Annotated in this window: 24 protein-coding genes; 12 read left to right on the top strand and 12 right to left on the bottom strand. The window is 62.6% G+C overall.

Features of this window, described 5'->3' with window-relative positions; translation table 11 throughout:
* Positions 1–87: 87 nt before the first annotated feature.
* The 4 genes from IE166_RS12155 to IE166_RS12170 all read right to left on the bottom strand — a co-directional run bounded on the left by IE166_RS12155 (position 88) and on the right by IE166_RS12170 (position 3,632).
* Complete coding sequence (locus IE166_RS12155) at positions 88–1,644, bottom strand: formate dehydrogenase beta subunit (RefSeq protein ID WP_189504186.1); 1,557 nt, start codon at positions 1,642–1,644, stop codon at positions 88–90.
* Entirely contained in the window at positions 1,641–2,114 is a 474-nt protein-coding gene (locus IE166_RS12160; RefSeq protein ID WP_189505901.1) for a formate dehydrogenase subunit gamma, read from the bottom strand. The genes IE166_RS12155 and IE166_RS12160 overlap by 4 nt, the downstream gene beginning before the upstream one ends.
* A 98-nt stretch (positions 2,115–2,212) precedes the next feature.
* Positions 2,213–3,106, bottom strand: coding sequence for a LysR family transcriptional regulator (locus tag IE166_RS12165; protein ID WP_189504188.1), 894 nt, complete (start codon positions 3,104–3,106; stop codon positions 2,213–2,215).
* 52 nt (positions 3,107–3,158) lie between these two features.
* Positions 3,159–3,632, bottom strand: coding sequence for a VOC family protein (locus IE166_RS12170; RefSeq protein WP_189504190.1), 474 nt, complete (start codon positions 3,630–3,632; stop codon positions 3,159–3,161).
* 162 nt (positions 3,633–3,794) lie between these two features.
* Between IE166_RS12170 and IE166_RS12175 the strand changes: the two genes are divergently transcribed.
* The 6 genes from IE166_RS12175 (at position 3,795) to IE166_RS12200 (ending at position 9,277) form a co-directional block, all read left to right on the top strand.
* The gene (locus IE166_RS12175) at positions 3,795–4,370 is read left to right on the top strand and encodes an NADPH-dependent FMN reductase (RefSeq protein WP_189504192.1); all 576 of its coding nucleotides are present in this window, start codon (positions 3,795–3,797) and stop codon (positions 4,368–4,370) included.
* Between the two features lie 97 nt (positions 4,371–4,467).
* Positions 4,468–5,634, top strand: coding sequence for an Mrp/NBP35 family ATP-binding protein (locus IE166_RS12180; protein WP_189504194.1), 1,167 nt, complete (start codon positions 4,468–4,470; stop codon positions 5,632–5,634).
* A 152-nt stretch (positions 5,635–5,786) separates the two neighbouring features.
* Positions 5,787–6,779 carry a tonB-system energizer ExbB gene (gene exbB, locus IE166_RS12185; protein WP_385966160.1) on the top strand — a complete coding sequence of 331 codons (993 nt, stop codon included), beginning with the start codon at positions 5,787–5,789 and terminating at the stop codon, positions 6,777–6,779.
* A gap of 11 nt (positions 6,780–6,790) precedes the next feature.
* Positions 6,791–7,270: a TonB system transport protein ExbD gene (gene exbD, locus IE166_RS12190; RefSeq protein ID WP_189504198.1), complete on the top strand. Its 480-nt coding sequence runs from the start codon at positions 6,791–6,793 to the stop codon at positions 7,268–7,270.
* Positions 7,267–8,259, top strand: coding sequence for an energy transducer TonB family protein (locus tag IE166_RS12195; protein ID WP_189504200.1), 993 nt, complete (start codon positions 7,267–7,269; stop codon positions 8,257–8,259). The genes exbD and IE166_RS12195 overlap by 4 nt, the downstream gene beginning before the upstream one ends.
* Before the next feature lie 133 nt (positions 8,260–8,392).
* On the top strand, positions 8,393–9,277 hold the full coding sequence (locus IE166_RS12200) for an alpha/beta hydrolase (RefSeq protein WP_189504202.1): 885 nt from the start codon (positions 8,393–8,395) through the stop codon (positions 9,275–9,277).
* An 18-nt stretch (positions 9,278–9,295) separates the two neighbouring features.
* Here IE166_RS12200 and IE166_RS12205 read toward each other — a convergent pair whose 3' ends face one another.
* Complete coding sequence (locus tag IE166_RS12205) at positions 9,296–10,117, bottom strand: ferredoxin--NADP reductase (protein ID WP_189504203.1); 822 nt, start codon at positions 10,115–10,117, stop codon at positions 9,296–9,298.
* A gap of 282 nt (positions 10,118–10,399) precedes the next feature.
* Between IE166_RS12205 and pncA the strand changes: the two genes are divergently transcribed.
* Both pncA and pncB read left to right on the top strand, forming a co-directional pair.
* Positions 10,400–10,999: a bifunctional nicotinamidase/pyrazinamidase gene (gene pncA / locus IE166_RS12210; protein ID WP_189504205.1), complete on the top strand. Its 600-nt coding sequence runs from the start codon at positions 10,400–10,402 to the stop codon at positions 10,997–10,999.
* Between the two features lie 92 nt (positions 11,000–11,091).
* Entirely contained in the window at positions 11,092–12,399 is a 1,308-nt protein-coding gene (pncB, locus tag IE166_RS12215) for a nicotinate phosphoribosyltransferase (RefSeq protein WP_189504207.1), read from the top strand.
* 9 nt (positions 12,400–12,408) lie between these two features.
* Here the strand turns inward: pncB and IE166_RS12220 are convergent, their stop codons facing one another.
* The 6 genes from IE166_RS12220 to IE166_RS12245 all read right to left on the bottom strand — a co-directional run bounded on the left by IE166_RS12220 (position 12,409) and on the right by IE166_RS12245 (position 16,037).
* Complete coding sequence (locus IE166_RS12220; RefSeq protein ID WP_189504208.1) at positions 12,409–12,810, bottom strand: type II toxin-antitoxin system VapC family toxin; 402 nt, start codon at positions 12,808–12,810, stop codon at positions 12,409–12,411.
* Positions 12,807–13,040: an AbrB/MazE/SpoVT family DNA-binding domain-containing protein gene (locus tag IE166_RS12225; RefSeq protein WP_189504210.1), complete on the bottom strand. Its 234-nt coding sequence runs from the start codon at positions 13,038–13,040 to the stop codon at positions 12,807–12,809. Before IE166_RS12225 ends, IE166_RS12220 begins: the two co-directional genes overlap by 4 nt.
* Before the next feature lie 66 nt (positions 13,041–13,106).
* Positions 13,107–13,811: a glutathione S-transferase N-terminal domain-containing protein gene (locus tag IE166_RS12230; protein ID WP_189504213.1), complete on the bottom strand. Its 705-nt coding sequence runs from the start codon at positions 13,809–13,811 to the stop codon at positions 13,107–13,109.
* Positions 13,812–13,878: 67 nt separating this feature from the next.
* Positions 13,879–15,090, bottom strand: coding sequence for a beta-ketoacyl-[acyl-carrier-protein] synthase family protein (locus IE166_RS12235; RefSeq protein WP_189504214.1), 1,212 nt, complete (start codon positions 15,088–15,090; stop codon positions 13,879–13,881).
* 8 nt (positions 15,091–15,098) lie between these two features.
* Positions 15,099–15,353 carry an acyl carrier protein gene (locus tag IE166_RS12240; protein ID WP_189504216.1) on the bottom strand — a complete coding sequence of 85 codons (255 nt, stop codon included), beginning with the start codon at positions 15,351–15,353 and terminating at the stop codon, positions 15,099–15,101.
* 213 nt (positions 15,354–15,566) lie between these two features.
* Complete coding sequence (locus tag IE166_RS12245; RefSeq protein WP_189504218.1) at positions 15,567–16,037, bottom strand: hypothetical protein; 471 nt, start codon at positions 16,035–16,037, stop codon at positions 15,567–15,569.
* Between the two features lie 120 nt (positions 16,038–16,157).
* On the opposite strand from IE166_RS12245, the gene IE166_RS12250 reads away from it, so the two are divergent.
* The 3 genes from IE166_RS12250 (at position 16,158) to IE166_RS12260 (ending at position 18,429) form a co-directional block, all read left to right on the top strand.
* The gene (locus tag IE166_RS12250; RefSeq protein WP_189504220.1) at positions 16,158–16,514 is read left to right on the top strand and encodes a GFA family protein; all 357 of its coding nucleotides are present in this window, start codon (positions 16,158–16,160) and stop codon (positions 16,512–16,514) included.
* Positions 16,515–16,613: 99 nt separating this feature from the next.
* Entirely contained in the window at positions 16,614–17,345 is a 732-nt protein-coding gene (locus IE166_RS12255; RefSeq protein ID WP_189504222.1) for a TIGR02117 family protein, read from the top strand.
* A gap of 73 nt (positions 17,346–17,418) precedes the next feature.
* Positions 17,419–18,429, top strand: a complete 1,011-nt coding sequence (locus IE166_RS12260; protein WP_189504225.1) for a YihY/virulence factor BrkB family protein — start codon at positions 17,419–17,421, stop codon at positions 18,427–18,429.
* Between the two features lie 3 nt (positions 18,430–18,432).
* Here IE166_RS12260 and IE166_RS12265 read toward each other — a convergent pair whose 3' ends face one another.
* Complete coding sequence (locus IE166_RS12265; protein ID WP_189504227.1) at positions 18,433–19,068, bottom strand: nucleoside triphosphate hydrolase; 636 nt, start codon at positions 19,066–19,068, stop codon at positions 18,433–18,435.
* Positions 19,069–19,218: 150 nt separating this feature from the next.
* Here IE166_RS12265 and IE166_RS12270 point away from each other — a divergent pair, with 150 nt between their 5' ends.
* Positions 19,219–21,405: an esterase-like activity of phytase family protein gene (locus IE166_RS12270; RefSeq protein WP_189504229.1), complete on the top strand. Its 2,187-nt coding sequence runs from the start codon at positions 19,219–19,221 to the stop codon at positions 21,403–21,405.
* Positions 21,406–21,445: the final 40 nt, after the last annotated feature.

Genomic DNA, 21,445 nt, shown 5'->3' on the forward strand with positions numbered 1-21,445 from the left:
CAGCAACAAGCTGATAAGGCCCTAGACTGGCAGCACGTTCCAGTTCCCGAAGCGTATGCGCACCCGAAATCGTAATGGCAGCTCTGCTCATTCCGCTGCCTCCCGCATCGGTGCCGGCGCAAAGTCTTCCGGAAAATGGGTCAGCGCGCTCATCACCGGATAGGGCGTGAAGCCGCCCAGTGCGCAAAGCGAACCGAACTTCATCGTGTTGCAAAGGTCTTCAACCAGCGCGAGGTTCCTTTCAGGCTCGATACCCGCGCGCACTTTATCGAGAACCTCCACGCCCCGGGTCGAGCCGATGCGGCAGGGGGTGCACTTGCCGCAGCTTTCAACCGCGCAGAATTCCATGGCAAAGCGCGCCTGGTTCAGCATGTCGGCGGTGTCGTCGAACACCACGATGCCGGCATGGCCGATCAGCCCGCCCTTGGCCGCAAAGGCTTCATAGTCGAATTGCGTGTCGAACAGGCCCTGCGGGAAATAAGCGCCGAGCGGGCCTCCCACCTGTACTGCCTTGATCGGCCGGCCGGTCGCAGTGCCGCCCGCGATGTCGTTGACGATCTCGCCCAGCGTCAGACCGAAAGCGGCTTCGAACAGCCCGCCGTAGCGGACATTGCCGGCAATCTGGATGGGGATCGTGCCGCGCGACCGGCCCATGCCGAAGTCGCGGTAGAAGGCACCGCCTTTGTCGAGGATAATCGGGACCGACGCCAGCGAGATCAGGTTGTTGATGACAGTGGGCTTACCGAACAGGCCCTGGATGGCAGGCAGCGGCGGCTTGGCGCGCACCACGCCGCGCTTACCTTCGAGGCTGTTCAACAGCGCCGTTTCCTCGCCGCAGACATAAGCGCCGGCGCCGACGCGCACTTCCATGTCGAACATGTTAGGCGAACCCAGCACGTTCCAGCCGAGCAGGCCGGCCTTGCGGGCGATCAAGATCGCTTCGTTGAGAACCTTGATGGCTTCGGGATATTCGGAGCGGATATAGACATAGCCATGCGTTGCGCCGGTCGCGATGCCGGCGATGATCATGCCTTCGATCAGCACGAAAGGATCGCCTTCGAGAATCATGCGATCCGCGAACGTACCGCTATCGCCCTCGTCGCCATTGCAGACGATGTATTTGTTGGCGGCCTTGGCATCATGCACGGTTTGCCACTTGATACCGGTCGGGAAACCGGCGCCGCCGCGTCCGCGCAGGCCGGACTCGGTGACCTGCTTGACGATGTCGAGCGGTGTCATGGCAAGCGAGTTGCGCAAGCCTGCCAGCCCACCATGCGCTTCATAGTCTTCCAGCGACAGAGGATCGATGATGCCGCAGCGCGCAAAGGTCAGCCGCTGCTGACGTTTAAGGAAGGGGATCTGCTCGGGATCGCCGAGGGCAAGCGGATGATCGCCGCCTTGGAGGAAACCGGCGGCAAAGAGCGAGTCGACGTCCTTCGCCGCGACAGGCCCATAGGCGACGCGGCCGGCCGGCGTTTCCACCTCAACCATCGGCTCCAGCCAGACCATGCCGCGTGAGCCGTTGCGGACGATGACAACATCAAGACTTTGCGCGGCAGCCGTGTCACGGATGGCCTTCGCTACCTTGTCGGCGCCCAATGCCAGGGCAAAGGAGTCGCGGGGAACGTAGACGCGGATTGTCATGCACGCACCTCCGTCACGATCTCGCGAAGCTTGTCTTCATCCAGCCTGCCGATCAGCTGTCCGTCCAGCATCGCGGCCGGCGCGCAGGCGCAGAGACCGAGGCAAAAAACCGGCTCCAGCGTCACGGCATTGTCTGATGATGTTTCGTGGAAGTTCAGCCCGAGAAGTTCCATGGCGCGCTCAACCATCGCCTCGCCGCCCATCGCCTGACAGGCTTCGGCGCGGCAGATTTTCAGGACATGCCGACCGGCCGGGTGTTTGCGGTAGTCATGATAGAAGGTGATGACGCCGTGGACATCGGCGCGCGACAGGTTCAGCGCATCGGCGACCACCGGCACCGTCTCGTCCGGCACATAGCCGAACTCGTCCTGAATGCCGTGAAGGATAAGCAGCAGCGCGCCGTCCTGGCCCTTGAAAGCGTCGACCACATCGGCCACGCGCTGCCTTGTCTCGGTACCTGCCGCCTGCATCATGTGCAGGGCCCTCCCTGGATCCGTTTTACCGCGAAGAAACAGATCAGCCGGCTTTATTCAATAAGCCGCTCCCGTTACGCGATAGAACAATTCTATCAGATGATCGGCAATTCCGCAGCCAGAAGCCGCGCTTCCTGCAACAACGCGGCAACGAGCGGTGTGTGCGGTTCGCGCTTCGGCACCACCAGACCGATGCGGTGGCTGACATCCGGCTCGGTGATCGGAATGGCGCGCAGCGTCGATGACAGGCCGAGCAGGGCCAGATCGAACGGCATCACCGACGCCCATTTGCCGGTCAGCACATGGGACAGAAGCGCGATGGTGGAGTTGGATTCCATCGTCGCCGACGGCTCGACGCCCGCTTCCGTCAGATGCTTATTGATGATCCGGCGGTTCTGCATTTCCGGCGTCATCAGGCAGAGCGGCAGGGTCGCGACCTCGGCCCAGCTGACGCTGTCGCGATCGGCAAACATCGTGTTGAAGGCGGTGATGAGCTGATAGCGCTCAGAATACAGCGGCAGGGTGGTGACGCGGCCAAGCGGCTCGTTGTCGACATAAGTCAGGCCGGCATCGGCTTCGAGATGGTCGAGATCGGCCAGCACCTCGACTGAAGTGCGCGACAGGATGGAAAAGGTGACGTGGGGATGGCGCTCGCGAAACGGCGTCGTCAGCCGCGCCACCATGGCGAGCGCCGTAGGAATCGCCGAAATGCGGAGATGACCGGACAGGCCGCGCCTGGCCGCGCGCATTTCCTCGCGCATGGTGCGGGCGTCACCTACGATGCGGCGCGCCCAGTCCAGCACGCGCTCGCCTTCCGGCGTCAGGCCCTGGAAGCGCGAGCCGCGCTGCACAAGGCTGACGCCGAGCTGTTCTTCCAGCTGCTTGATCGCCGCCGACAGCGTGGGCTGCGTCACGCCCGCTTCTTCCGCCGCCCGGCCGAAATGCTGGTGCCGCGCCAGCGTGATAAAGAATTCGAGCTTGTCGATCATGCCCGGACCCTAGCGGCTCAAACGGGATCAAGCCAGCGCGAGCCGCGACGATTCAGGCCGCTTCCAGCGCGGCAATGTCCAGCTTGATCATCTGCTGCATCGCCGCCATCACCCGCGCCGCCCGTTCGCGATCGGGCCCCGTCAACAGTTCGATCAACACACGCGGCGTTATCTGCCATGCAACGCCATATTTGTCCTGGATCCAGCCGCAAGCCATCGTCTCGCCGCCATGGGCCAAAATCTTCGACCAGTATTCGTCGATCTCTTCCTGATCGTCGCACAGGATCATGAAGGAGACGCTGGGGTTGAGCGGGTATTGCGTATTGCCGCCGTTGAGGATGTAGAACGGGTGACCCTCGATCTCGAAACCGATCGTGAGCACTTGCCCTTCGATCGTATGCGGCTCGCCGCCGCCCGGTGCGTACATGATCTCGCCCATTCTCGCATTGCGGAACGTAGCGACATAGAAGTTGGCGGCTTCCTCGGCCTGATCATTGAACCAGAGATAGGTTGAAAGCTTCTGCATGGTCTCCTCCTTTATTGTTTGCTGCACGAGGACGATCTGTGTCCGGCTTTTCCGACATCCTGCGCGCGCAACGGCGAGCTTACCGCTTGCCGTGCGGAAAGGCAGGGATTACCTCGGAGGTTCAAGCGCCCGACCAAGCCCAAGCCTGACCAAGGAACTCCCATGGCATTGAAGCTCAAGATCATCATCGGCAGCACGCGTCCCTCCCGGCTCGGGCCGAAGGTTGCGCAATGGTTCGAGGGAGCGGCCCGCGAGCATGGCAAGTTCGAGGTCGAACTGCTCGATCTCGCTGATTTCAACCTGCCGGTGTTCGACGAGCCGAAGCACCCGCGCATGCGCGACTACAGCCACGACCACACCAAGAAGTGGAGCGCGGCGATCGAGCCGGCCGACGCCTATGTGTTCGTAACGCCGGAATACAACTATTACCCGCCGTCCTCGCTGATCAACGCGCTCGATTATCTTGTTCTGGAATGGGGTCGTAAGCCAGCGGCTGTCGTGTCCTACGGCGGCATTTCCGGTGGGTTGCGCGCGACCGAAGCGCTGCGGCCGCTGCTGGCGACGCTCAACATGATGCCGATCCCGCAGGCCCTGCCCGTGCCGCTGTTCGGCACGATGATCGGTGAGGACGGCGTGTTCCGCCCGACCGATCCGATCGCGCAGGGCGTCAAGCCGATGCTGGACGAGCTGGCGATCTGGGCCGAGGGCCTTCAGGCAATGCGCCGCGCGCTTTCGTAGCAGCGTTTATCGCGCCCGACGGTTTGCGTCGGGCGCGATCTGCCTTATCTCGGGTAAACAGGCCCACCCGCTTACCTCCTCAGCAAGGCAGCCAGTCATGTCCGTTACAGAGCAGCAGGTCATCGATGTGCTCCGCACCGTCAAAGGTCCGGACTTCGAAGGCGACCTCGTTTCGCTCGGTCTCGTTTCCGAGATATTCATCGCCGATTCCAAGGTGTTCTTCTCGATCACCGTTCCGGCCGCCCGCGCCAAAGAGCTCGAGCCCCTGCGCACCGCAGCCGAGCGCGCGGTGAAAACCATTCCCGGTGTTGCCTCCGCCGTGGTTGTTCTCACGGCTGAAAAGAAGGGCGGCGGCATGGAAAACGCGCCGCCCCCGCCGCGTCCCACCGCACCGGCTCGGCCCCAACCCGCCGCGCCAGCCCGCCACCATGCGCCTTCCGGCCAGCAGCCGGGCCGGCGCGATGTGCCCGGCATTCGCTCGATCATCGCGGTGGCGTCCGGCAAGGGCGGCGTCGGCAAGTCCACCACTGCCGTCAACCTCGCGCTCGGGCTTCAGGCGCTCGGCCTCAAGGTCGGCGTGCTCGATGCCGATATCTACGGCCCCTCCATGCCGCGCCTGCTCGGTCTGTCCGGCAAGCCGGAAACGGTGGATGGCCGCACGATGAAGCCGCTGGAAGGGCACGGCCTCAAGGTCATGTCGATCGGCTTCCTGGTGGAAGAAGAAACGCCGATGATCTGGCGTGGGCCGATGGTGATGTCGGCGCTGACCCAGATGCTGCGTGAAGTCGCGTGGGGCGAGCTCGACGTGCTCGTGGTCGACATGCCGCCCGGCACCGGCGACGCGCAGCTGACCATGGCGCAGCAGGTGCCGCTGGCCGGCGCCGTGATCGTCTCGACCCCGCAGGACTTGGCGCTGATCGACGCGCGCAAGGGCTTGAACATGTTCAAGAAGGTCGACGTGCCGCTGCTCGGCATCATCGAGAATATGAGCTACTTCGTGGCCCCGGACACCGGCACGCGCTACGACATCTTCGGCCATGGGGGCGCGCAGCGGGAAGCCAACCGTCTCGGCGTACCCTTCCTCGGCGAAGTGCCGCTGGTGATGGCGATCCGCGAATTGTCGGATGCCGGCACGCCGATCACGGTTGCCGAACCGACGGGCCCCCAAGCGGAAGCCTACCGCGCCATCGCCGCCAAGGTGCTGCAGCAGATGGAAGCCAGCACGGCCGCTCAGGGGGCCGCTCCCGCGATCGTGTTCGAATAACCGGCTTGTCACCGTTAAAAATATGACAACTTAGCTCAACAAAGGAGTCGCGATTTGCGCGACTCTGCGTTAGTGAGCCGCAGTTGTTGGTTTTTGACCTTGGATATCCGGGGGTTCGGTTGCGCAGGTTCGTTCTTCTTTCGTTTGTTGGGTTGGCTCTTTGCGCCACCACGCCGATTGGTTTCGCTCAGGAGGCTGCACAGCCCGCGCCGGCTGCGCCGAGCCAACCGGCATCCCCGGCTCCGACGCAGGACGCGCCTTCGACGCCTGCACCGGCAGCTCCGGCACCAGCTCCGGCTCCGGCTCCGGCTCCATCCGCTGCCGCACCAGCTGCACCGGTTGCAAGCCCCGCACCTAGATCCGCTGAAGAAAACGCCGTCCCGCTCGCTCCGGTGAACGCTTCGTCGAATGCCACTGGTGCCGAAGCACCCGATGCGGCCCGCACCATCCCGCACAACCTGTCGCCCTGGGGCATGTTCATGGCGGCCGACATCGTCGTGAAGGCGGTTATGGTCGGTCTGGCCTTTGCTTCGCTCGTCACGTGGACGGTCTGGATCGCCAAGTCGCTCGAACTCGCCGGCGCACGCGTGCGGGCCCAAAAGGCCGTAAAGGCCATTCGCAGCGCCCGTACGCTGAGCGATGCAGCCAACGCCCTGCCGGAAGGCAAGGGCCCGGCTTCCGCCTTCGTCCATGCCGCGCGCCAGGAAGTTTCGGTGTCGTCCGATGCTGCCGGCGTCAACCATGGCGAGGGCCTGAAGGAGCGCGTTGCTTCCACCCTTGGACGCCTCGAAGCGCAGGCCGGCCGGCGCATGTCGCGCGGCACTGGCGTGCTCGCCACCATCGGCTCCACCGCGCCCTTCGTCGGCCTGTTCGGCACGGTCTGGGGCATCATGAATTCGTTCATCTCGATCAGTGAATCGCAGACCACCAATCTCGCCATCGTGGCGCCGGGTATCGCCGAAGCGCTGCTCGCCACCGCCATCGGCCTCGTGGCGGCTATTCCCGCCGTGGTGATCTACAACGTGTTCGCCCGCTCCATCACCGGCTATCGCCAGGTGCTGGCCGATGCCGCTGCCGGCGTTGAACGCCTGGTGAGCCGCGATCTCGATTTCCGCGCGCTGCCCCTGCGGGCCGCTGCAGAATAAAGGACTGAGCCATGGCTGGCGGCATTCGCGAAGGCGGCGGCGACGACCTTCAGGAAAATCATGAAATCAACGTCACGCCGTTTATCGACGTGATGCTGGTTCTCCTGATCATCTTCATGGTGGCGGCGCCGCTCGCCACCGTCGACATCAATGTCGACCTGCCGGGCTCAACGGCCTCGCCCACGCCGCGTCCGGACGAACCACTGTTCCTGACGCTCAAGCGTGATTTGACGCTGGCCGTCGGCAACGACCCTGTTCAGCGCGACAGCTTCGGCCCGTCGATCGATCGCCTGACCAGCGGCAACAAGGAAACGCGCGTTTATCTGCGCGCCGACCGTGCCGTGGATTACGGCCAGGTCATGGAGGTCATGAACCTCCTGCGCTCGTCCGGCTATCTGAAGGTCGCTCTGGTCGGCCTCGAAGGCGCGCCTTCGGCGGGTGCTGCATCCGGACCCTCCTCCGCAGCAGGAACCGCCCCGGCCGCGCAATGAGTTCTGCCGACGACATCAATTTCGGTCTGGGCGGTCCACCGGCCAAGCGCGAGCTTGCCATGTGGGGATCGGCTGCCCTCATCGTGCTGGCGGTTCACGCCGGCGGCGGCTGGTATCTGTCGCGTGCTCTGGAAGTACAGCAGCAGCCGGAAGCCGCCGAGGAGGCCATGATGGTCGACCTCACGCCGATGCTGGAATCCACGCCGGAATCGGTGGAAAGCGAACCCCTGACCGAAGAAGAGCCGACCGAAATGGCGGCCGCCGAAGAACCCGTCGAGGCGACCGAGCCGGACGCGCAGGAAGTCGTGCCGCAGGAAGAGCAGACGCCCGTCACGGAAGAAACGCCACCGGAAGAAACTGTTGCCGAGGATGTCACGCCGGTTGAACCCGAGCCGACGCCGATCGAGCCCGAACAAGTCGAACCGGAAGAAATCGAGCCGGAACAGGTTGAGCCCGAGCCGGTCGAACCGGATGTGGTGACGCAGGAAGTCATCGAAGAGCCGACCGTCGCGCTGCCTGACTCCGAAGTGCCATTGCCGGTTACCCGTCCTGAGCCACGCGAAGAACCGGTGCGTGAGCGTCCTGTTCGCCGTCAGCCAGTGCGCGAGCCTGTTCGCGAACGGCCGCGCCGCGAAGAACCGCCGCGTCGCGTCACGCAGGAAGCCCGGCCGCAGCCGCGCAGCCAAGCTTCAACGGAACAGCGTGCGTCCTCCGCGCCGCAAGTTTCGCCGGCCCGCTGGAACTCTCAGGTCGGCCGGCTCGTGCAGCGCTCGGCCCAGCGCGCCATCCGGCGCATCCGCGGCACCGGGACGGTGGTGATCTCGTTTTCGGTGGGCGGATCCGGCGCGGTCAGCAATGTCCGCGTGGCACGATCCTCCGGCAATCCCGAGATCGATGCCGCCGTGGTGGGCGCCGTGCGCGGCATTTCCGCCCCACCACCGCCCAGCGGCAGCCAGAGCGTGACGATCCCGGTTCTCAAGGATCGCTGACGCAACGTCTTGGTTGATAGGCAACAGCGCGCGCAACTTTGCCGCGCTGTTTGTCGTTGCTAAGCGCTGAAGCGCGGTTTCACCCGGATGGAAAAGAGCGGCACTTCTTCTCGCCGTTCAATCCGGAGCTGTCATGTCCCTGCTGTCGCGCGCCAAACTGCTGTTCCTGCTCATGCCCGCTATGCTCGGCCTGTCCGGCTGTTCTTCGCTGGGCGTGCTCAATGCGGTGCTTCTCAAGGATAGCGGCTCGACCCTGGCTGCGTCCGATGTCGCTTATGGCGGCGATGCGCGCCAGAAGCTCGATGTTTATGCGCCGAGTGATGAACCCGCCAACACCAAGCGCGATGTGGTGGTGTTTGTTTACGGCGGCTCATGGGACAACGGCTCGCGCAGCAACTATTCCTTTGCCGGTCGGGCCTTTGCCGCACAAGGCTATGTCACGGTGATCGGCGATTACCGGCTGGTGCCTGAGCATCCCTATCCGGATTTTGTTCAAGACACGGCGTCGGTCGTAGCCTGGGCGCATCGCAATGCCGCGCGCTTCGGCGGCGATCCGGAACGCATCTTTTTGGTCGGCCATTCCGCCGGCGCCTATAATGCCGCCATGGTCGCCTTTGCGCCAGACTTCCTCCAGGCGGCAGGCGTGTCGCCACGTGTGGTGAAGGGGTTCGCTGGGCTTGCTGGCCCGTATGACTTCGTGCCGCTCGATGCCGACGCCAGCGTCGCGGCGTTCGGTCATCTCAAGCCATCCGAACTGCGCTTGAGCCAGCCGGTCAATCGGATCACCAGCGGCACTTACGCGCCGCCTGCCTTCCTCGCCACCGGTGCGGACGACACGACCGTGCGCCCACGCAACACCGAACAGTTGGCCAAGGTTCTTCGCGACCATGGCCACCAGGTCGAAACCAAGATCTATCCCGATCTCGGCCATGCCGGATTGGTGCTGGCGCTGAGCCGGCCCCTACGCGGCAAGGCACCGGCGTTGGACGACGTCGTGGCTTTCTTCCGAGGGCTGTAGGCTCAAGCGTCGGCTCGATCAGCCAACGAAAGCGCGTTCCACGACGAAATCGGCTGGCGCGTTGTTGGCGCCTTCCACGAAGCCGGCTGCTTCCGCGATGTCCTTGACGTCGTTCAACATCGCCATCGAGCCGCAGATCATGATGCGGTCCGTTGCGCGGTCGAGCGGCGGGAGACCGAGATCTGTGAAGATCGTACCCTCGGTGAGCAGCTTGGTGATGCGGCCCATGCGCGGCGAGGTTTCGCGCGTCGTGGTGGCGTAATAATGCACGCGCCCCTCCACCAGCTCGCCGATCAGCGGATCTTCGCGCACGCCGGAAACCAGTTCATTGCCATAACGCAGATCGGCCACGTCGCGGCAGGTATTGGTGACGATGACCTCTTCGAACTTCTCGTAGGTTTCAGGATCGCGCAGCAGGCTGGCGAACGGTGCGAAGCCGGTTCCAGTGGCGATCATGTAGAGACGCTTGGCCGGGCTGAGCGCATCGAGAACCAGCGTTCCCGTCGACTTCTGACGCAGCAACACCGTGTCGCCCGGCTGGATCTTCTGGAGATGCTGGGTCAGTGGGCCATCAGGCACCTTGATCGAATAAAATTCCAGCTCTTCGTCCCAGGCAGGGCTGGCGACCGAATAAGCGCGGAAGATCGGCTTCGCGGCATTGGGCAGACCGATCATCGCAAACTCGCCTGAGCGGAAGCGGAACGTGGTCGGCCGCGTCATGCGGAACGAGAACAGGCTGTCCGTATAGTGGGTGACCGACGTGACGCGCTCTGCATAAACATTCGCGGGAATCGGGAAAGCCGTGGTCGTGGCGTCGAGCGCCAGGGCTGCGTTCTGCATGCATCCATCCAGTTGCTGGTCGGGTCGCGCACTGCGCGGAACGGCGACCGGAAAAGCCGCCTCTTTGCCTGCGGGGTGATTAAACCAAGATACCCCGGCGAGCAAGGTTTGCGCCCGGTCTGCCGTGCTAAATGTGAGCGGCAAGGTAAAGGATTGTTCCGCGTATCCATGCTTTGAAAGAACGCTGATCCGCGCACCCCTGCCCCGTGGAATAAACAACTCGCCGCCTTGCGCTTACCGCAGGGGTTGTCCACCTTGCATGCGCAACTGAGGAGTATCGTCATGACATCCGAGGCCCTGATCGTCATCGACCTGCAAAACGACTTCTGCCCCGGCGGCGCGCTGGCGGTTCAAGACGGCGACGCCATCGTGCCGTTGGTCAACACGCTGATTACGGAGGCCGATCATGTCGTGCTGACGCAGGACTGGCACCCGGCCGACCATTCCTCCTTCGCCTCATCGCACGAGGACAAAGCACCCTACGACACGATCCAGATGCCCTACGGTCCGCAAACGCTGTGGCCGGATCATTGCATCCAGGGCAGCGAAGGGGCCGGCTTCCATGCCGACCTCGACTGGACCAACGCCGAACTCGTGATCCGCAAGGGTTTTCGCGCCTCCGTCGACAGCTACTCTGCCTTCTTCGAGAACGATCATACGACGCCGACCGGTCTTGCCGGCTATCTTCGCGAGCGCGGGCTTACCACTCTCACTTTATGCGGTCTGGCGACGGATTTCTGCGTCGCTTATTCGGCGATCGACGCGGTGAAACAAGGCTTTGCCGTCCGAGTTCGTCTGGACGCTTGCCGCGGCATCGATCTCAGCGGCTCCATGGCCTTCATGATGGACGAAATGCGCGGCGCCGGCGTCGTGCTGGCCTAAACCAAAAGCGGCTTCCGGCTCGCCCGGCTTGCTTTTCTTTTGTTATCGAGAAGCTTAAACAAAGCCCGCAACTGCGGGGAGACGAAACCGTCATGGCACGAACAGACATCGCGCGACGGGTCTATAACCACACCTGGAAAGTCGACCCCATCATCCGCAGTCTGCTCGACACGGATTTCTACAAGCTCCTCATGCTGCAGATGATCTGGGCGCTGTACCCGGATGTCGACGCCACCTTCTCCCTGATCAACCGCACCAAGAAAGTGCGGCTGGCCGAGGTGATCGACGAAGGCGAGCTGCGCGAACAGCTCGACCATGCGCGCACCCGCACTTTGTCGAAAAAGGAGCTGATCTGGCTCGCGGGTAACACCTTTTACGGCCGCAAGCAGATCTTCCAGCCGGACTTCATCGCTTGGCTCGCCGACTTCCAGCTGCCGGACTACGAGCTGGCGCGCTCCAGCGACGGTCAATACGAGCTGACCTTCCACGGCAAGTGGAAGGAGACGACGCTGTGGGAGATCCCCGCACTCGCCATCATCAACGAGTTGCGCTCGCGCGCCGCACTGAAGGCCATGGGGCCCTTTGCGCTCGACGTGCTTTATGCGCGCGCCAAGGCCAAGACCTGGGACAAGGTGGAGCGCCTGCGCACTCTGCCGGACTTACGCATTTCCGACTTCGGCACGCGTCGCCGGCACTCGTTTTTGTGGCAGCGTTGGTGCGTGGAAGCGTTGAAGGAAGGCATCGGCGAGGCGTTTACCGGCACCTCCAACGTGCTGCTCGCCATGGATACCGATCTCGAAGCGCTTGGCACCAATGCGCATGAATTGCCGATGGTCGCGTCCGCGCTGACCACCAGCGACGAAGCGTTGAAGGCTGCGCCCTACAAGGTCCTACAGGACTGGAACACGCTCTACGGCGGCAACCTGCTGATCGTGCTTCCCGATGCCTATGGCACCGCCGCCTTCCTGCGCAACGCGCCGGACTGGGTCGCCGACTGGACCGGCTTCCGCCCCGACAGCGCCCCGCCGATCGAAGGCGGCGAAAAGATCCTGACCTGGTGGAAAGAACATGGCCGCGATCCGCGCGAAAAGCTGCTGATCTTTTCCGACGGGCTCGATGTCGACACGATCATCGACACCTACAAGCACTTCGAAGGCCGCGTGCGCATGTCCTTCGGCTGGGGCACCAACCTCACCAACGATTTCGAAGGCTGTCTGCCCGTCGACAGCGACCGCCTCGACCCGATTTCGCTGGTGTGCAAGGTCACGGAAGCCAATGGCCGACCAGCCGTGAAGCTTTCCGATAACCCCAACAAGGCCACGGGCGAGCCAAGCGAGATCGCACGCTATATCAAGCTGTTCGGCACGGAAGACCACGCGGCGAAGGCGGTAAAGGTGTGAGCTGTTCGCTTACGGCGCGATCAGCTCGACATCCGGAAAATAGGTTCGGTAGTGCCGGGGATCGCGCGTCAGCAGCGGAAGGCCTTCCACCTGGGCATGCGCGCCGATGAAGAAGTCCGGCAGAACACCCGTGCGCGTGCCACCGCGTTTGCGATAGGTCTGGAATGCCTTGCCGGCGAGGAAAAGGGCTGGCTTGGAAATAGCGACGATGTCTATTCCGGTCTCGCGAAGAAATTCGTCGATCTCGCCGATCTCACGATAGCCGACCGAAAGCTCTGCATAGATGACATCGTTGATGACCGGGCGACCGCGCAAAATCGCTTCGTCCAACTGACGATTGGACCATTCAAATTGTGGACTGTCCGTTACCAGGTCGAGCAAGACGTTGGTGTCTACCAGCGTATCGCTCATTCCTCACCGCGCGTCATGGCCATGATCTCATCCGTGCTGAGGCCAGCTGTTGCCGTGCCGCGCCATCGGGCAAAACGGCTTTCCCTAGGCAAACCGTCAGACTTCACCACCACAACCTTGCCGCCGGCGTCCGTCTCGAAATCCACCGCCATGCCCGGCGTGATCCCAAGCTGCTCGCGCACGGCTTCGGGCAGGCGCACCAGTCCGTCTTCTCTTACAATCTCCGACATCGCGGCCTCCGTGTTCCGCATCAAGGTAATGCGGAACACCAATCATCGCTAGCCTTGCGCTGTAAGTCAGTCCCGCGCGGGGATGTTCAGGCCCTTCTGACTGGCCGGCCGTTCTTCAGCGCGCGACACCCAGTCCTGCACATCGCGGAACGCCCCGAAGCCGAGTTCGTCGCCGGCCTTGTAGAACACGGTCAAGCCGCGCACCCACGGGAAGATGGCGATGTCGGCGATCGTATACTCGTCGCCCATGATCCACTGGCGACCCTCAAGGCGCTGTTCCAGCACGCCGAGCAGGCGCTTGGTTTCGTCGCGGTAGCGCTCCATCGGCCGCTTGTCTTCGATCGCCTTGCCGGCATGGGCGAAGAAGTAACCGAACTGGCCGAACATGGGTCCGATATGGCCGATCTGGAAGAAGGTCCATTGCAGCGTCTCGTAGCGCAGCGCGGGATCAGCGGGCAGAAGCTTGCCGGTCTTTTCGGCGAGATAAGTCAGGATCGCCCCGGACTCGAACAAGCCGAGCGGCTTTCCGCCCGGACCGTTCGGATCGATGATCGCCGGGATCTTACCGTTGGGGTTGAGCGCGAGAAACTCCGGCCCCCAAGTCTCGTTTTTGGTGATGTCGACCTTGTGCGCCTCGTAAGGCAAGCCGAGTTCTTCGAGCGCGATGGAAGCCTTTACGCCGTTCGGCGTTGGAAACGAATAAAGCTGGATACGGTCGGGATGCTGGGCTGGCCAGCGCTTGGCAATGGGAAAGTGAGAAAGATCGGTCATTGGGTAATCCTATGAGATCGGCAACGTTACCGACATAGGACTCACCGATGGCTTTTCACAGTGGGGCTCAAACCGCCTTGAGTGCGATCACGGCGTTGGTGCCGCCAAAGGCAAAGGCGTTCGACAGGGCGGCGCGAACAGGGCGCTCTTTGGCGACGTTGGGCGTGACATCGAGATCGCAGGCCGGATCGGCTTCGCGATAGCCAATGGTCGGCGGCACGATACTGTGGCGGATCGCCATGACGCAGGCGATCATCTCGAGCGCGCCCGAAGCGCCCAGCGCATGGCCGTGCATGGACTTGGTCGAGGAAATAGACAAGGCGCCCGCCGCGTCGCCGAACACGCGCTTGATGGCCTGCGTTTCGATCTGGTCGTTGGCTGATGTGCCGGTGCCATGCGCGTTGAGATAGTCGACGTCTTCAGGCGAAAGGCCGGCATCGCGCAAGCAAGCGGCCATCGCCGCTGCCGGACCATCCACCGTCGGCGCCACGATGTCGGACGCATCGGCAGACAGGCCGACGCCCGCCAATTCGGCAAGGATGGTCGCACCGCGCGCTTTGGCATGGTCCTCCGTTTCCAGAACCACCATGCCAGCGCCCTCGCCGATCACCAGGCCCTGGCGGTCGGCGGAAAAGGGACGGCAGACATCCGGCGACAGGACCCTGAGCGCTTCCCAGGATTTTAGAACGCCGAAAGACAGTGGCGCGTCGGTGCCGCCCGCAAGCATCACATCGGCGCGGCCAAGCAGAAGCTGGTCAAGCGCCGAGGCGAAAGCATGGTTCGAAGAAGAACAGGCCGACGTCACACCGAACACCGGGCCGCGCAGACCCAGTTCCATGGAGACCTGGCCGGCCGGCGCGCCGGGCATAATGCGCGGCACGGTGAAGATGTTGGTGCGCGGCTTCTTCTGGACGAGAACCGCATCGTAGTTCTCATCGGCCGTCTCGGCGCCGAAGACCCCGACGCCAACCGCTGCCCCGACGCGACGCGTGTTGCCTTCATCGATCACCAGGCCCGCTTGGGCGAAAGCCTGTTTTGCCGCAAGCACCGCCAGAAGGCTGAAGCGATCCATGGTGATCAATCTGCGCCGATCCAGGCCGTGATCGGGCATCGCCTTGATTTCGGCGCCGACCTTGACCTGCAGCGCCGACGTATCGACGTTTTCCAGCTGGCCGATGCCGGACCTGCCGGCTTTCATGGAAGACCAGATCGCATCGACATCGTTGCCGAGCGCACAAATGCCGCCGATGCCGGTAATGACGATACGCGGTCTTGCCATGGGATTGATCAGGCTTTCGCTTCAACGAGCTTGCGCACGGCAACGACGATGTCGCCGACATTGCGCAGGTTGTTCCAGGCTTCGGCCGTGTTCATCTCGACATGGATGCCGTATTCGTCCTCGATATCGAAGATGATTTCCGTCAGTTCCAGAGAATGGATGCCGAGCGAGGTCAACTCGCTTTCGGGCGTGACGCTGCCAGGTTCAAGCTCGCCATGGCGCTCGATCTTCGCAATGATGTCGTTGGCAAGCGCGTCAGCCATTGAAGCCCATCCACCCGTTTGACCGCGCTCGCGTAAACCGCAGCGCCGGTTCATGATGCGGCTTCGAAGATCGTTTGTGCCGCTTGTTCACCGGTATAGGAGACGTGCAGGCTGCAACGCAACCGTGCAATCCGGTCCCCGGCATGCGCAGCGCTTACCCTTTTCCTAAAGCTGAGGCAAAGCGTTACCAGCAACAACCATAATCCCGGTATTTTATTGCGCAGGCTTGGCGGCAGCGTAGATGACGGCCTTGCTGTCGCTGAACTCCACCGCCACGACATCGCGCAGGAGGACCTGCCGCGAGTTTAGGGCGTGATACAGCATCGCGCTGCCCTCGATTTCCTGCCGCAGACGCTGGATATCCGCATCGCGCTCCGTCAGCTTTGCCTGGATAGCGTCGGGCGGTCCGCCTTCCGTTGATGCGCTGTCAGCCAGAAACACGATCTCGACCTGATCCAGCGTCGTCGTCTTGCGGACGGTCGAAATGTTGTCGGCGGATTTGTCGATCGCGGCAATGACCTTGCCGGGATCGGCGGCCGCCTGCGTTTCTTCCTCACGCACGGGCGTACCCACGATGGCCTCGATCGTTTCAGGGCTTTCCAACCCTTGCGCCACGGCGGCCTCCGTATTCAGGAGCGCAAGAAGGGCGGCTGTTGAAGCCAGTATCTGGGCGTGGCGCACCATGGGATGGGACCTAGTTCTTGGGTCGTGCTATAAGGGCTGAATATCCCCAACGACGACCAGGTGGGTTGGTTGCGAGGGAGGTCCATCACGAGACCTCGGGGCCTTAAGTGGGAGGGTGCTATGGCAAAACAAGTGTTTGGAGGCGGCTGCCAGTGCGGCGCCGTACGTTACGAAACGACGGTCGATCTCGATCAGGCGATCAGTTGCAACTGTTCACGCTGCGGCCGGCTCGGGTTGATCTTGTCCTTTTCACCCGTTGAAGAGTTCCAGCTGCAATCGGGCGAAGACGCTCTTGGCGAGTACCAGTTCAACCAGCACCGGATCCGGCACCGGTTCTGCAAGACCTGCGGCGTGCAGTCCTTCGCCATCGGCACAGGTCCTGATGGCCGCCAAATGGCTGCCATCAATGTGCGCTGCCTCGATGGGATCGACGTTCATACGCTGCATCCCAAACAGGTGGATGGCCGCAGCTTCTGACCGTTGCTTTTTTGGCGGTCCCTGATGGTGAGGCGCTGCCTTGGCGGCGCCATTCTTGTGTTGCAACGGCAGCCTGATGACGGGTCATGAGGTCGGTTCTTGAAGAAGCTGCTTGCTGGCCTGCTGGGGCTGATCCTGCTGTTCGTGATCGCGGGAGCCGTGGGCACGTTCATTCCCGTGCCTTTTGCCACTGAACCACTCAGCAACCGCATCGAGCCCACGCCGCAGCGCATCCTGGTTCTGTCCAATCCGATTCATACCGACATCGCCATCAAGCTCGATCCGTATCTGATCGCCCAATTCGGCTTCCTGGAGGAAGCCGGTGTTCTCCTGCAGCATCCTGATGCGCAGTGGCTGATCTTCGGGTGGGGCGGGCGCTCGTTTTACCTGGAAACACCTACCTGGGCCGACCTCAAACCCATGCCGGTGCTGCGCGCGCTGACCGTCGACCAATCGGTGATGCATGTCGATCTGGCCGGCGCCATCGATGAAACGCAAGACTGGGTCACGCCACTCACCATCGACAACGAAGAGCTGCGCTATCTGCTGGAATTCATCGATGCCAGTTTTGCCCGCACCGACGGCAAGGTCAAAGCCGTCGGCAGTTATGGCGAGTTCGACCGCTTCTTCGAGGCCAACGGCTCCTTCAACGCGCTGTTCGGGTGCAACACCTGGACGGCGGAAGCGTTACGGATGGCCGGTTTGAAAACCGGTCTGTGGAACCCGCTGCCGCAAAGTCTGGCGCTGTCGCTCAGGCTCTTCAACCCCGACAATACAAGCGAAGCCCTGACCGAGGCGCTAAAGCTGCCGCACAATCCCGCCTCATTTTAAACAATCTGGGAACTCGTTTCGCCGCTGCCACGTTTGCGATGCAGCAACAATCAAGGCGGGGCAGCGGACGAGTATGGCGGGTACAGGGACGGCGGCGGCCAAATTCGAAGAACGGGCGTCCGAACCGGGGCGCGGGCGCAACGCTGAAACGCCGCTGCAGATTCCGGCCAAGGGCTGGATGGATATTGGCTGGCGCATCTATGCTTCCGTCATGGAAGATAGAATTCTGCTGATCGCAGCCGGCGCGACGTTCTATCTGCTTCTGGCGCTGTTTCCCGCGCTTGCCGCCTTCGTGTCGGTTTATGGCTTCGTGGCCGATCCGCGCACGGTGGCCGATCAGGTCGCCTATCTCGGCGGCATGCTGCCGCAAGGCTCGATCGACATGATCAAGACGCAGTTGCAGTCTCTGACCACGCAGGAAGCAAGCTCGCTGTCACTCAGCTTCATCTTCGGTCTGTTGATCGCGCTTTGGAGCGCCAACAACGGCGTGAAAGCCTTGTTCGACGCCATGAACGTGGCTTACCGCCAGAATGAAACGCGGTCGTTCTTCAGGCTCAACCTCATCTCCTTCTTGTTCACGCTCGGCGCGATCATTATCGGCATTTCGATGATCACGATGGTTGGTGTCGTGCCCGCGGTTCTGGCCTTCCTGCATATCGACAGCTGGACGGAAACGATCGTCAAGGTTTTGCGCTGGCCGGTGATTTTCCTGCTGATCGGCACCGGCATCACGCTGATCTATCGCTACGGCCCTGATCGCCAGCCGGCCAAGCTTCATTGGCTGACCTGGGGTGCAGGCATCGCCACGGTCGTGTGGCTCATCACGTCCGCCCTGTTCTCCTGGTATCTCGAAAACTTCGCCGACTATAATGCGACCTACGGCACGCTTGGCGCGGTGATCGGCTTCATGACCTGGACCTGGATTTCCTGCATCATCCTCATCGTCGGCGCCGAGATCAACGGAGAAATGGAGCATCAGACGGTAGTGGACACCACGACCGGCGCTCCCAAGCCGATGGGCACACGCGGCGCCGTGATGGCCGACTCCGTCGGCGTCGCGTCGGACGAAAAGCCGGCAAGCTGATCCTCAGCGCAACACCTCAACGAGCGTCCTTACGACCAGATCGGCAGGACGCTTTCGCGCAAGCACCCGGTCGATGTTCGGCCGATCATTCGATGCGATCCAGGCCAGCCCCTCTGCATCGGACTTGCCGTGGATGTGCCACCGTTCGACAAGACGAGCTTCCAGCACATCCACCGGCACATCCAGCATCATCGTGAAGTCGAACAGCGTGCCTAGGGCCGACCACGGTTCTTCGTCGAGCAGCAAATAATTGCCTTCAACCAGAATGAAGCGCGTGTCGGCGTTGATGATGTCAGCGCCAGCGCGTGACAATTCTATCGAGCGATCGAAAACGGGGATGGCGATCTCTGGCTCGTCGTGGGCGCGGATGCGTCTCAACAGAGCCTGAAAGCCGCCGAAGTCGAAGGTTTCCGGTGCGCCCTTGCGCGATCGCAGACCGCGTTTTTCCAACACCGTATCGTCGTAATGGAAACCGTCCATCGGCACGACCACCGCTTCACCGGGGGGCAGCAGCGTCACCAGTTCGGCTGCCAGCGTCGACTTGCCCGAACCGGGTGGCCCGGCAATGGCTGCGATGAACCGTTTGCGTCCATGCGCCCGGCGAAAGATCTGCGATGCGATGGCGCCGCGTTCCGACATGGCTGTTTCTCCTCCGAGACCCCTCGATTAAGAAGAAGCGGGGCAGCGAAAGCAAGATGGGGCATAGTCCGGCCGTTTGGTAGCTCTGTCATCCGCGCGTCATGACAAGCCTCTTATGAGGCCCCATTGTCTTATCCTCGGGGTTTCCTCATGCCGCGCAAAACCATTCTCGCACCGCTCGCAGCCTCGCTGCTCCTTGCCACCAGCCTTTCGGCCGGCGCCGAGCCCTTCTTCGACCGTATTGCCACCATGATGGTGCGCGACAACCTGCCCGAGGGCGGCAAGGGCGTGAAGGAAGCGGTTGCCGAGATCATCTCGGCCAGCGAAGACGGCATGACGCTGGTTTATACCGATGCGCCCGGCAAGCAGGTCGGCATCATCGACCTGACCCATCCCGCCAATCCCAAGCCGATGGGCACGGTTGCCGTGGGTGGCGAGCCGACTTCGGTCAAGATCGTCGGCGGCACGGCCTATGTCGCCGTCGACCAGACGGAAGACTTCACCAAGCCCGCCGGCAAGCTGGTGGCCGTCGACATCGCCACCAAGACAGCGTCCAAGGAATGCGAACTGCCGGGCCAGCCGGATTCGGTTGCAGCCTCCGCCAAGGGCGAGTTCCTGGCGATCGCCATGGAAAACCAGCGCAACGAAGAAACCAATGACGGCGCCCTGCCGCAGCTGCCAGCCGGCAGCCTTGTGACGGTGAAGCTCGGCGATGCGCTCGATTGCGCCGCGATAAACGACATCAGCCTGACCGGTCTCGACGGTATCGTTGTCCCGGAAGATCCGGAGCCGGAATTCGTCGATATCAACGACAAGGGCGAGATCGCGCTGACCCTGCAGGAAAACAATGCGGTTCTCATCATCGACGGCAACACCGGCAAGTTGTTGAGCCATTTCGATGCCGGCACCGTCAGCCTCGACCAGATCGACACCAAGAAGGACGGCGTCATCGACCTGTCCGGCTCGATGAAGGATGTGCCGCGCGAACCAGACGGCATCGCCTGGATCGGCAATGACCGCCTGCTCACCGCCAATGAAGGCGACTGGAAGGGCGGTACCCGCGGCTTCACCATCTTCAACCATGACGGCACTGTTGCCTTCGATGCTGGCAACACGCTCGAGCATGAACTCGTATCGCTCGGCCATTACCCGGAAAAGCGCAACAAGAAGGGCATCGAGATCGAAGGCGTCGCTGTCGGCAAATACGGCGAGGACGAGCTGCTCTTCGTCGGCTCCGAGCGCGCATCGGTGATCGCGGTTTATCGCGACAACGGCAACACGCCGGAACGCCTCCAGGTGCTGCCGGGCGGCATCGGGCCGGAAGGCCTGCTGGCGATCCCCCAGCGCAACCTGTTCGTGGCCGCGACCGAAACCGACGTCACCGAAGAAGGCGGCATCGGCGGTCAGGTCGTGATCTACGAACGCGCCGATCGCCCGGCGCCCGCTTACCCGACCATCCGCTCCGAAAAGGGCGCAAACGGCCTGCCGATTGCCTGGGGCGCCTTGTCTGGCCTCGCTGCCGACGCGACGAAGCCCGGCCAGCTTTATGCCGTGACCGACAGCGCTTACGGCACCGCCCCGCGCATCCTGACGATCGACGCTGCCCAAAAGCCGGCGCGCATCACGGCTGAACTCACCGTGACACGTGACAACAAGCCGGCCGCCGATCTCGACCTTGAAGGCGTCGCGATCGCGAAGGAAGGGGGCTTCTGGCTGGCCTCCGAAGGCAACACCAAGGAGCGCAAGAACCTGCTGCTTCATGTCGATGCCAAGGGCACGATCACCCAGGAAATCGAGCTTCCGGCCGATGTCGCCGCAACCGCCACATCATCGGGCTTCGAAGGCGTGACCGTCACCGGCGAAGGCGACGATCAGCTGATCTGGCTAGCGCAGCAGCGGCCGTGGAAGGGTGATGCCGAAGACGAGGTCAAGCTGTTCGCCTACAAGCCGGCATCGAAGGAATGGGGCGCGGTGCGCTACAAGCTCGATCCGAAGGGCGCCGGCTGGGTCGGCCTGTCCGAGATCACCGCTGTTGGCGACCGCGTCATCCTGATCGAGCGCGACAACCTGCTCGGTGCCGCCGCCAAGCTGAAGAAGCTCTATTCGGTCGCCCTTGCCGACATGAAGCCGGCTCCGCTCGGCCAAGACCTGCCGCTGGTCAAGAAGATCGAGTTGCACGACTTCTTAGCCGAGCTGCAGGCTCCGAAGGGTTATGTGCTCGACAAGATCGAAGGCTTCACGATCGACGCCGATGGCGAGGCCTTTGCCGTCACCGACAATGACGGCGTGGACGATTCTTCTGGCGAAACGCAGTTCCTGCGTCTCGGCAAGCTCTAAACAGAACACCGGCGTCGGGCTGCTGCAACGCGGCCCGACG

The sequence above is a fragment of the Tianweitania populi genome (assembly GCF_014652875.1).
Classification (GTDB): domain Bacteria; phylum Pseudomonadota; class Alphaproteobacteria; order Rhizobiales; family Rhizobiaceae; genus Tianweitania; species Tianweitania populi.

Coding starts and splice junctions, on each gene's coding strand:
- IE166_RS12155 (WP_189504186.1), bottom strand. CDS start 1,644: ATGACAATCCGCGTCTACGTTCCCCGCGACTCCTTTGCCCTGGCATTG.
- IE166_RS12160 (WP_189505901.1), bottom strand. CDS start 2,114: ATGCAGGCGGCAGGTACCGAGACAAGGCAGCGCGTGGCCGATGTGGTC.
- IE166_RS12165 (WP_189504188.1), bottom strand. CDS start 3,106: ATGATCGACAAGCTCGAATTCTTTATCACGCTGGCGCGGCACCAGCAT.
- IE166_RS12170 (WP_189504190.1), bottom strand. CDS start 3,632: ATGCAGAAGCTTTCAACCTATCTCTGGTTCAATGATCAGGCCGAGGAA.
- IE166_RS12175 (WP_189504192.1), top strand. CDS start 3,795: ATGGCATTGAAGCTCAAGATCATCATCGGCAGCACGCGTCCCTCCCGG.
- IE166_RS12180 (WP_189504194.1), top strand. CDS start 4,468: ATGTCCGTTACAGAGCAGCAGGTCATCGATGTGCTCCGCACCGTCAAA.
- exbD (WP_189504198.1), top strand. CDS start 6,791: ATGGCTGGCGGCATTCGCGAAGGCGGCGGCGACGACCTTCAGGAAAAT.
- IE166_RS12195 (WP_189504200.1), top strand. CDS start 7,267: ATGAGTTCTGCCGACGACATCAATTTCGGTCTGGGCGGTCCACCGGCC.
- IE166_RS12200 (WP_189504202.1), top strand. CDS start 8,393: ATGTCCCTGCTGTCGCGCGCCAAACTGCTGTTCCTGCTCATGCCCGCT.
- IE166_RS12205 (WP_189504203.1), bottom strand. CDS start 10,117: ATGCAGAACGCAGCCCTGGCGCTCGACGCCACGACCACGGCTTTCCCG.
- pncA (WP_189504205.1), top strand. CDS start 10,400: ATGACATCCGAGGCCCTGATCGTCATCGACCTGCAAAACGACTTCTGC.
- pncB (WP_189504207.1), top strand. CDS start 11,092: ATGGCACGAACAGACATCGCGCGACGGGTCTATAACCACACCTGGAAA.
- IE166_RS12220 (WP_189504208.1), bottom strand. CDS start 12,810: ATGAGCGATACGCTGGTAGACACCAACGTCTTGCTCGACCTGGTAACG.
- IE166_RS12225 (WP_189504210.1), bottom strand. CDS start 13,040: ATGTCGGAGATTGTAAGAGAAGACGGACTGGTGCGCCTGCCCGAAGCC.
- IE166_RS12230 (WP_189504213.1), bottom strand. CDS start 13,811: ATGACCGATCTTTCTCACTTTCCCATTGCCAAGCGCTGGCCAGCCCAG.
- IE166_RS12235 (WP_189504214.1), bottom strand. CDS start 15,090: ATGGCAAGACCGCGTATCGTCATTACCGGCATCGGCGGCATTTGTGCG.
- IE166_RS12240 (WP_189504216.1), bottom strand. CDS start 15,353: ATGGCTGACGCGCTTGCCAACGACATCATTGCGAAGATCGAGCGCCAT.
- IE166_RS12245 (WP_189504218.1), bottom strand. CDS start 16,037: ATGGTGCGCCACGCCCAGATACTGGCTTCAACAGCCGCCCTTCTTGCG.
- IE166_RS12250 (WP_189504220.1), top strand. CDS start 16,158: ATGGCAAAACAAGTGTTTGGAGGCGGCTGCCAGTGCGGCGCCGTACGT.
- IE166_RS12260 (WP_189504225.1), top strand. CDS start 17,419: ATGGCGGGTACAGGGACGGCGGCGGCCAAATTCGAAGAACGGGCGTCC.
- IE166_RS12265 (WP_189504227.1), bottom strand. CDS start 19,068: ATGTCGGAACGCGGCGCCATCGCATCGCAGATCTTTCGCCGGGCGCAT.
- IE166_RS12270 (WP_189504229.1), top strand. CDS start 19,219: ATGCCGCGCAAAACCATTCTCGCACCGCTCGCAGCCTCGCTGCTCCTT.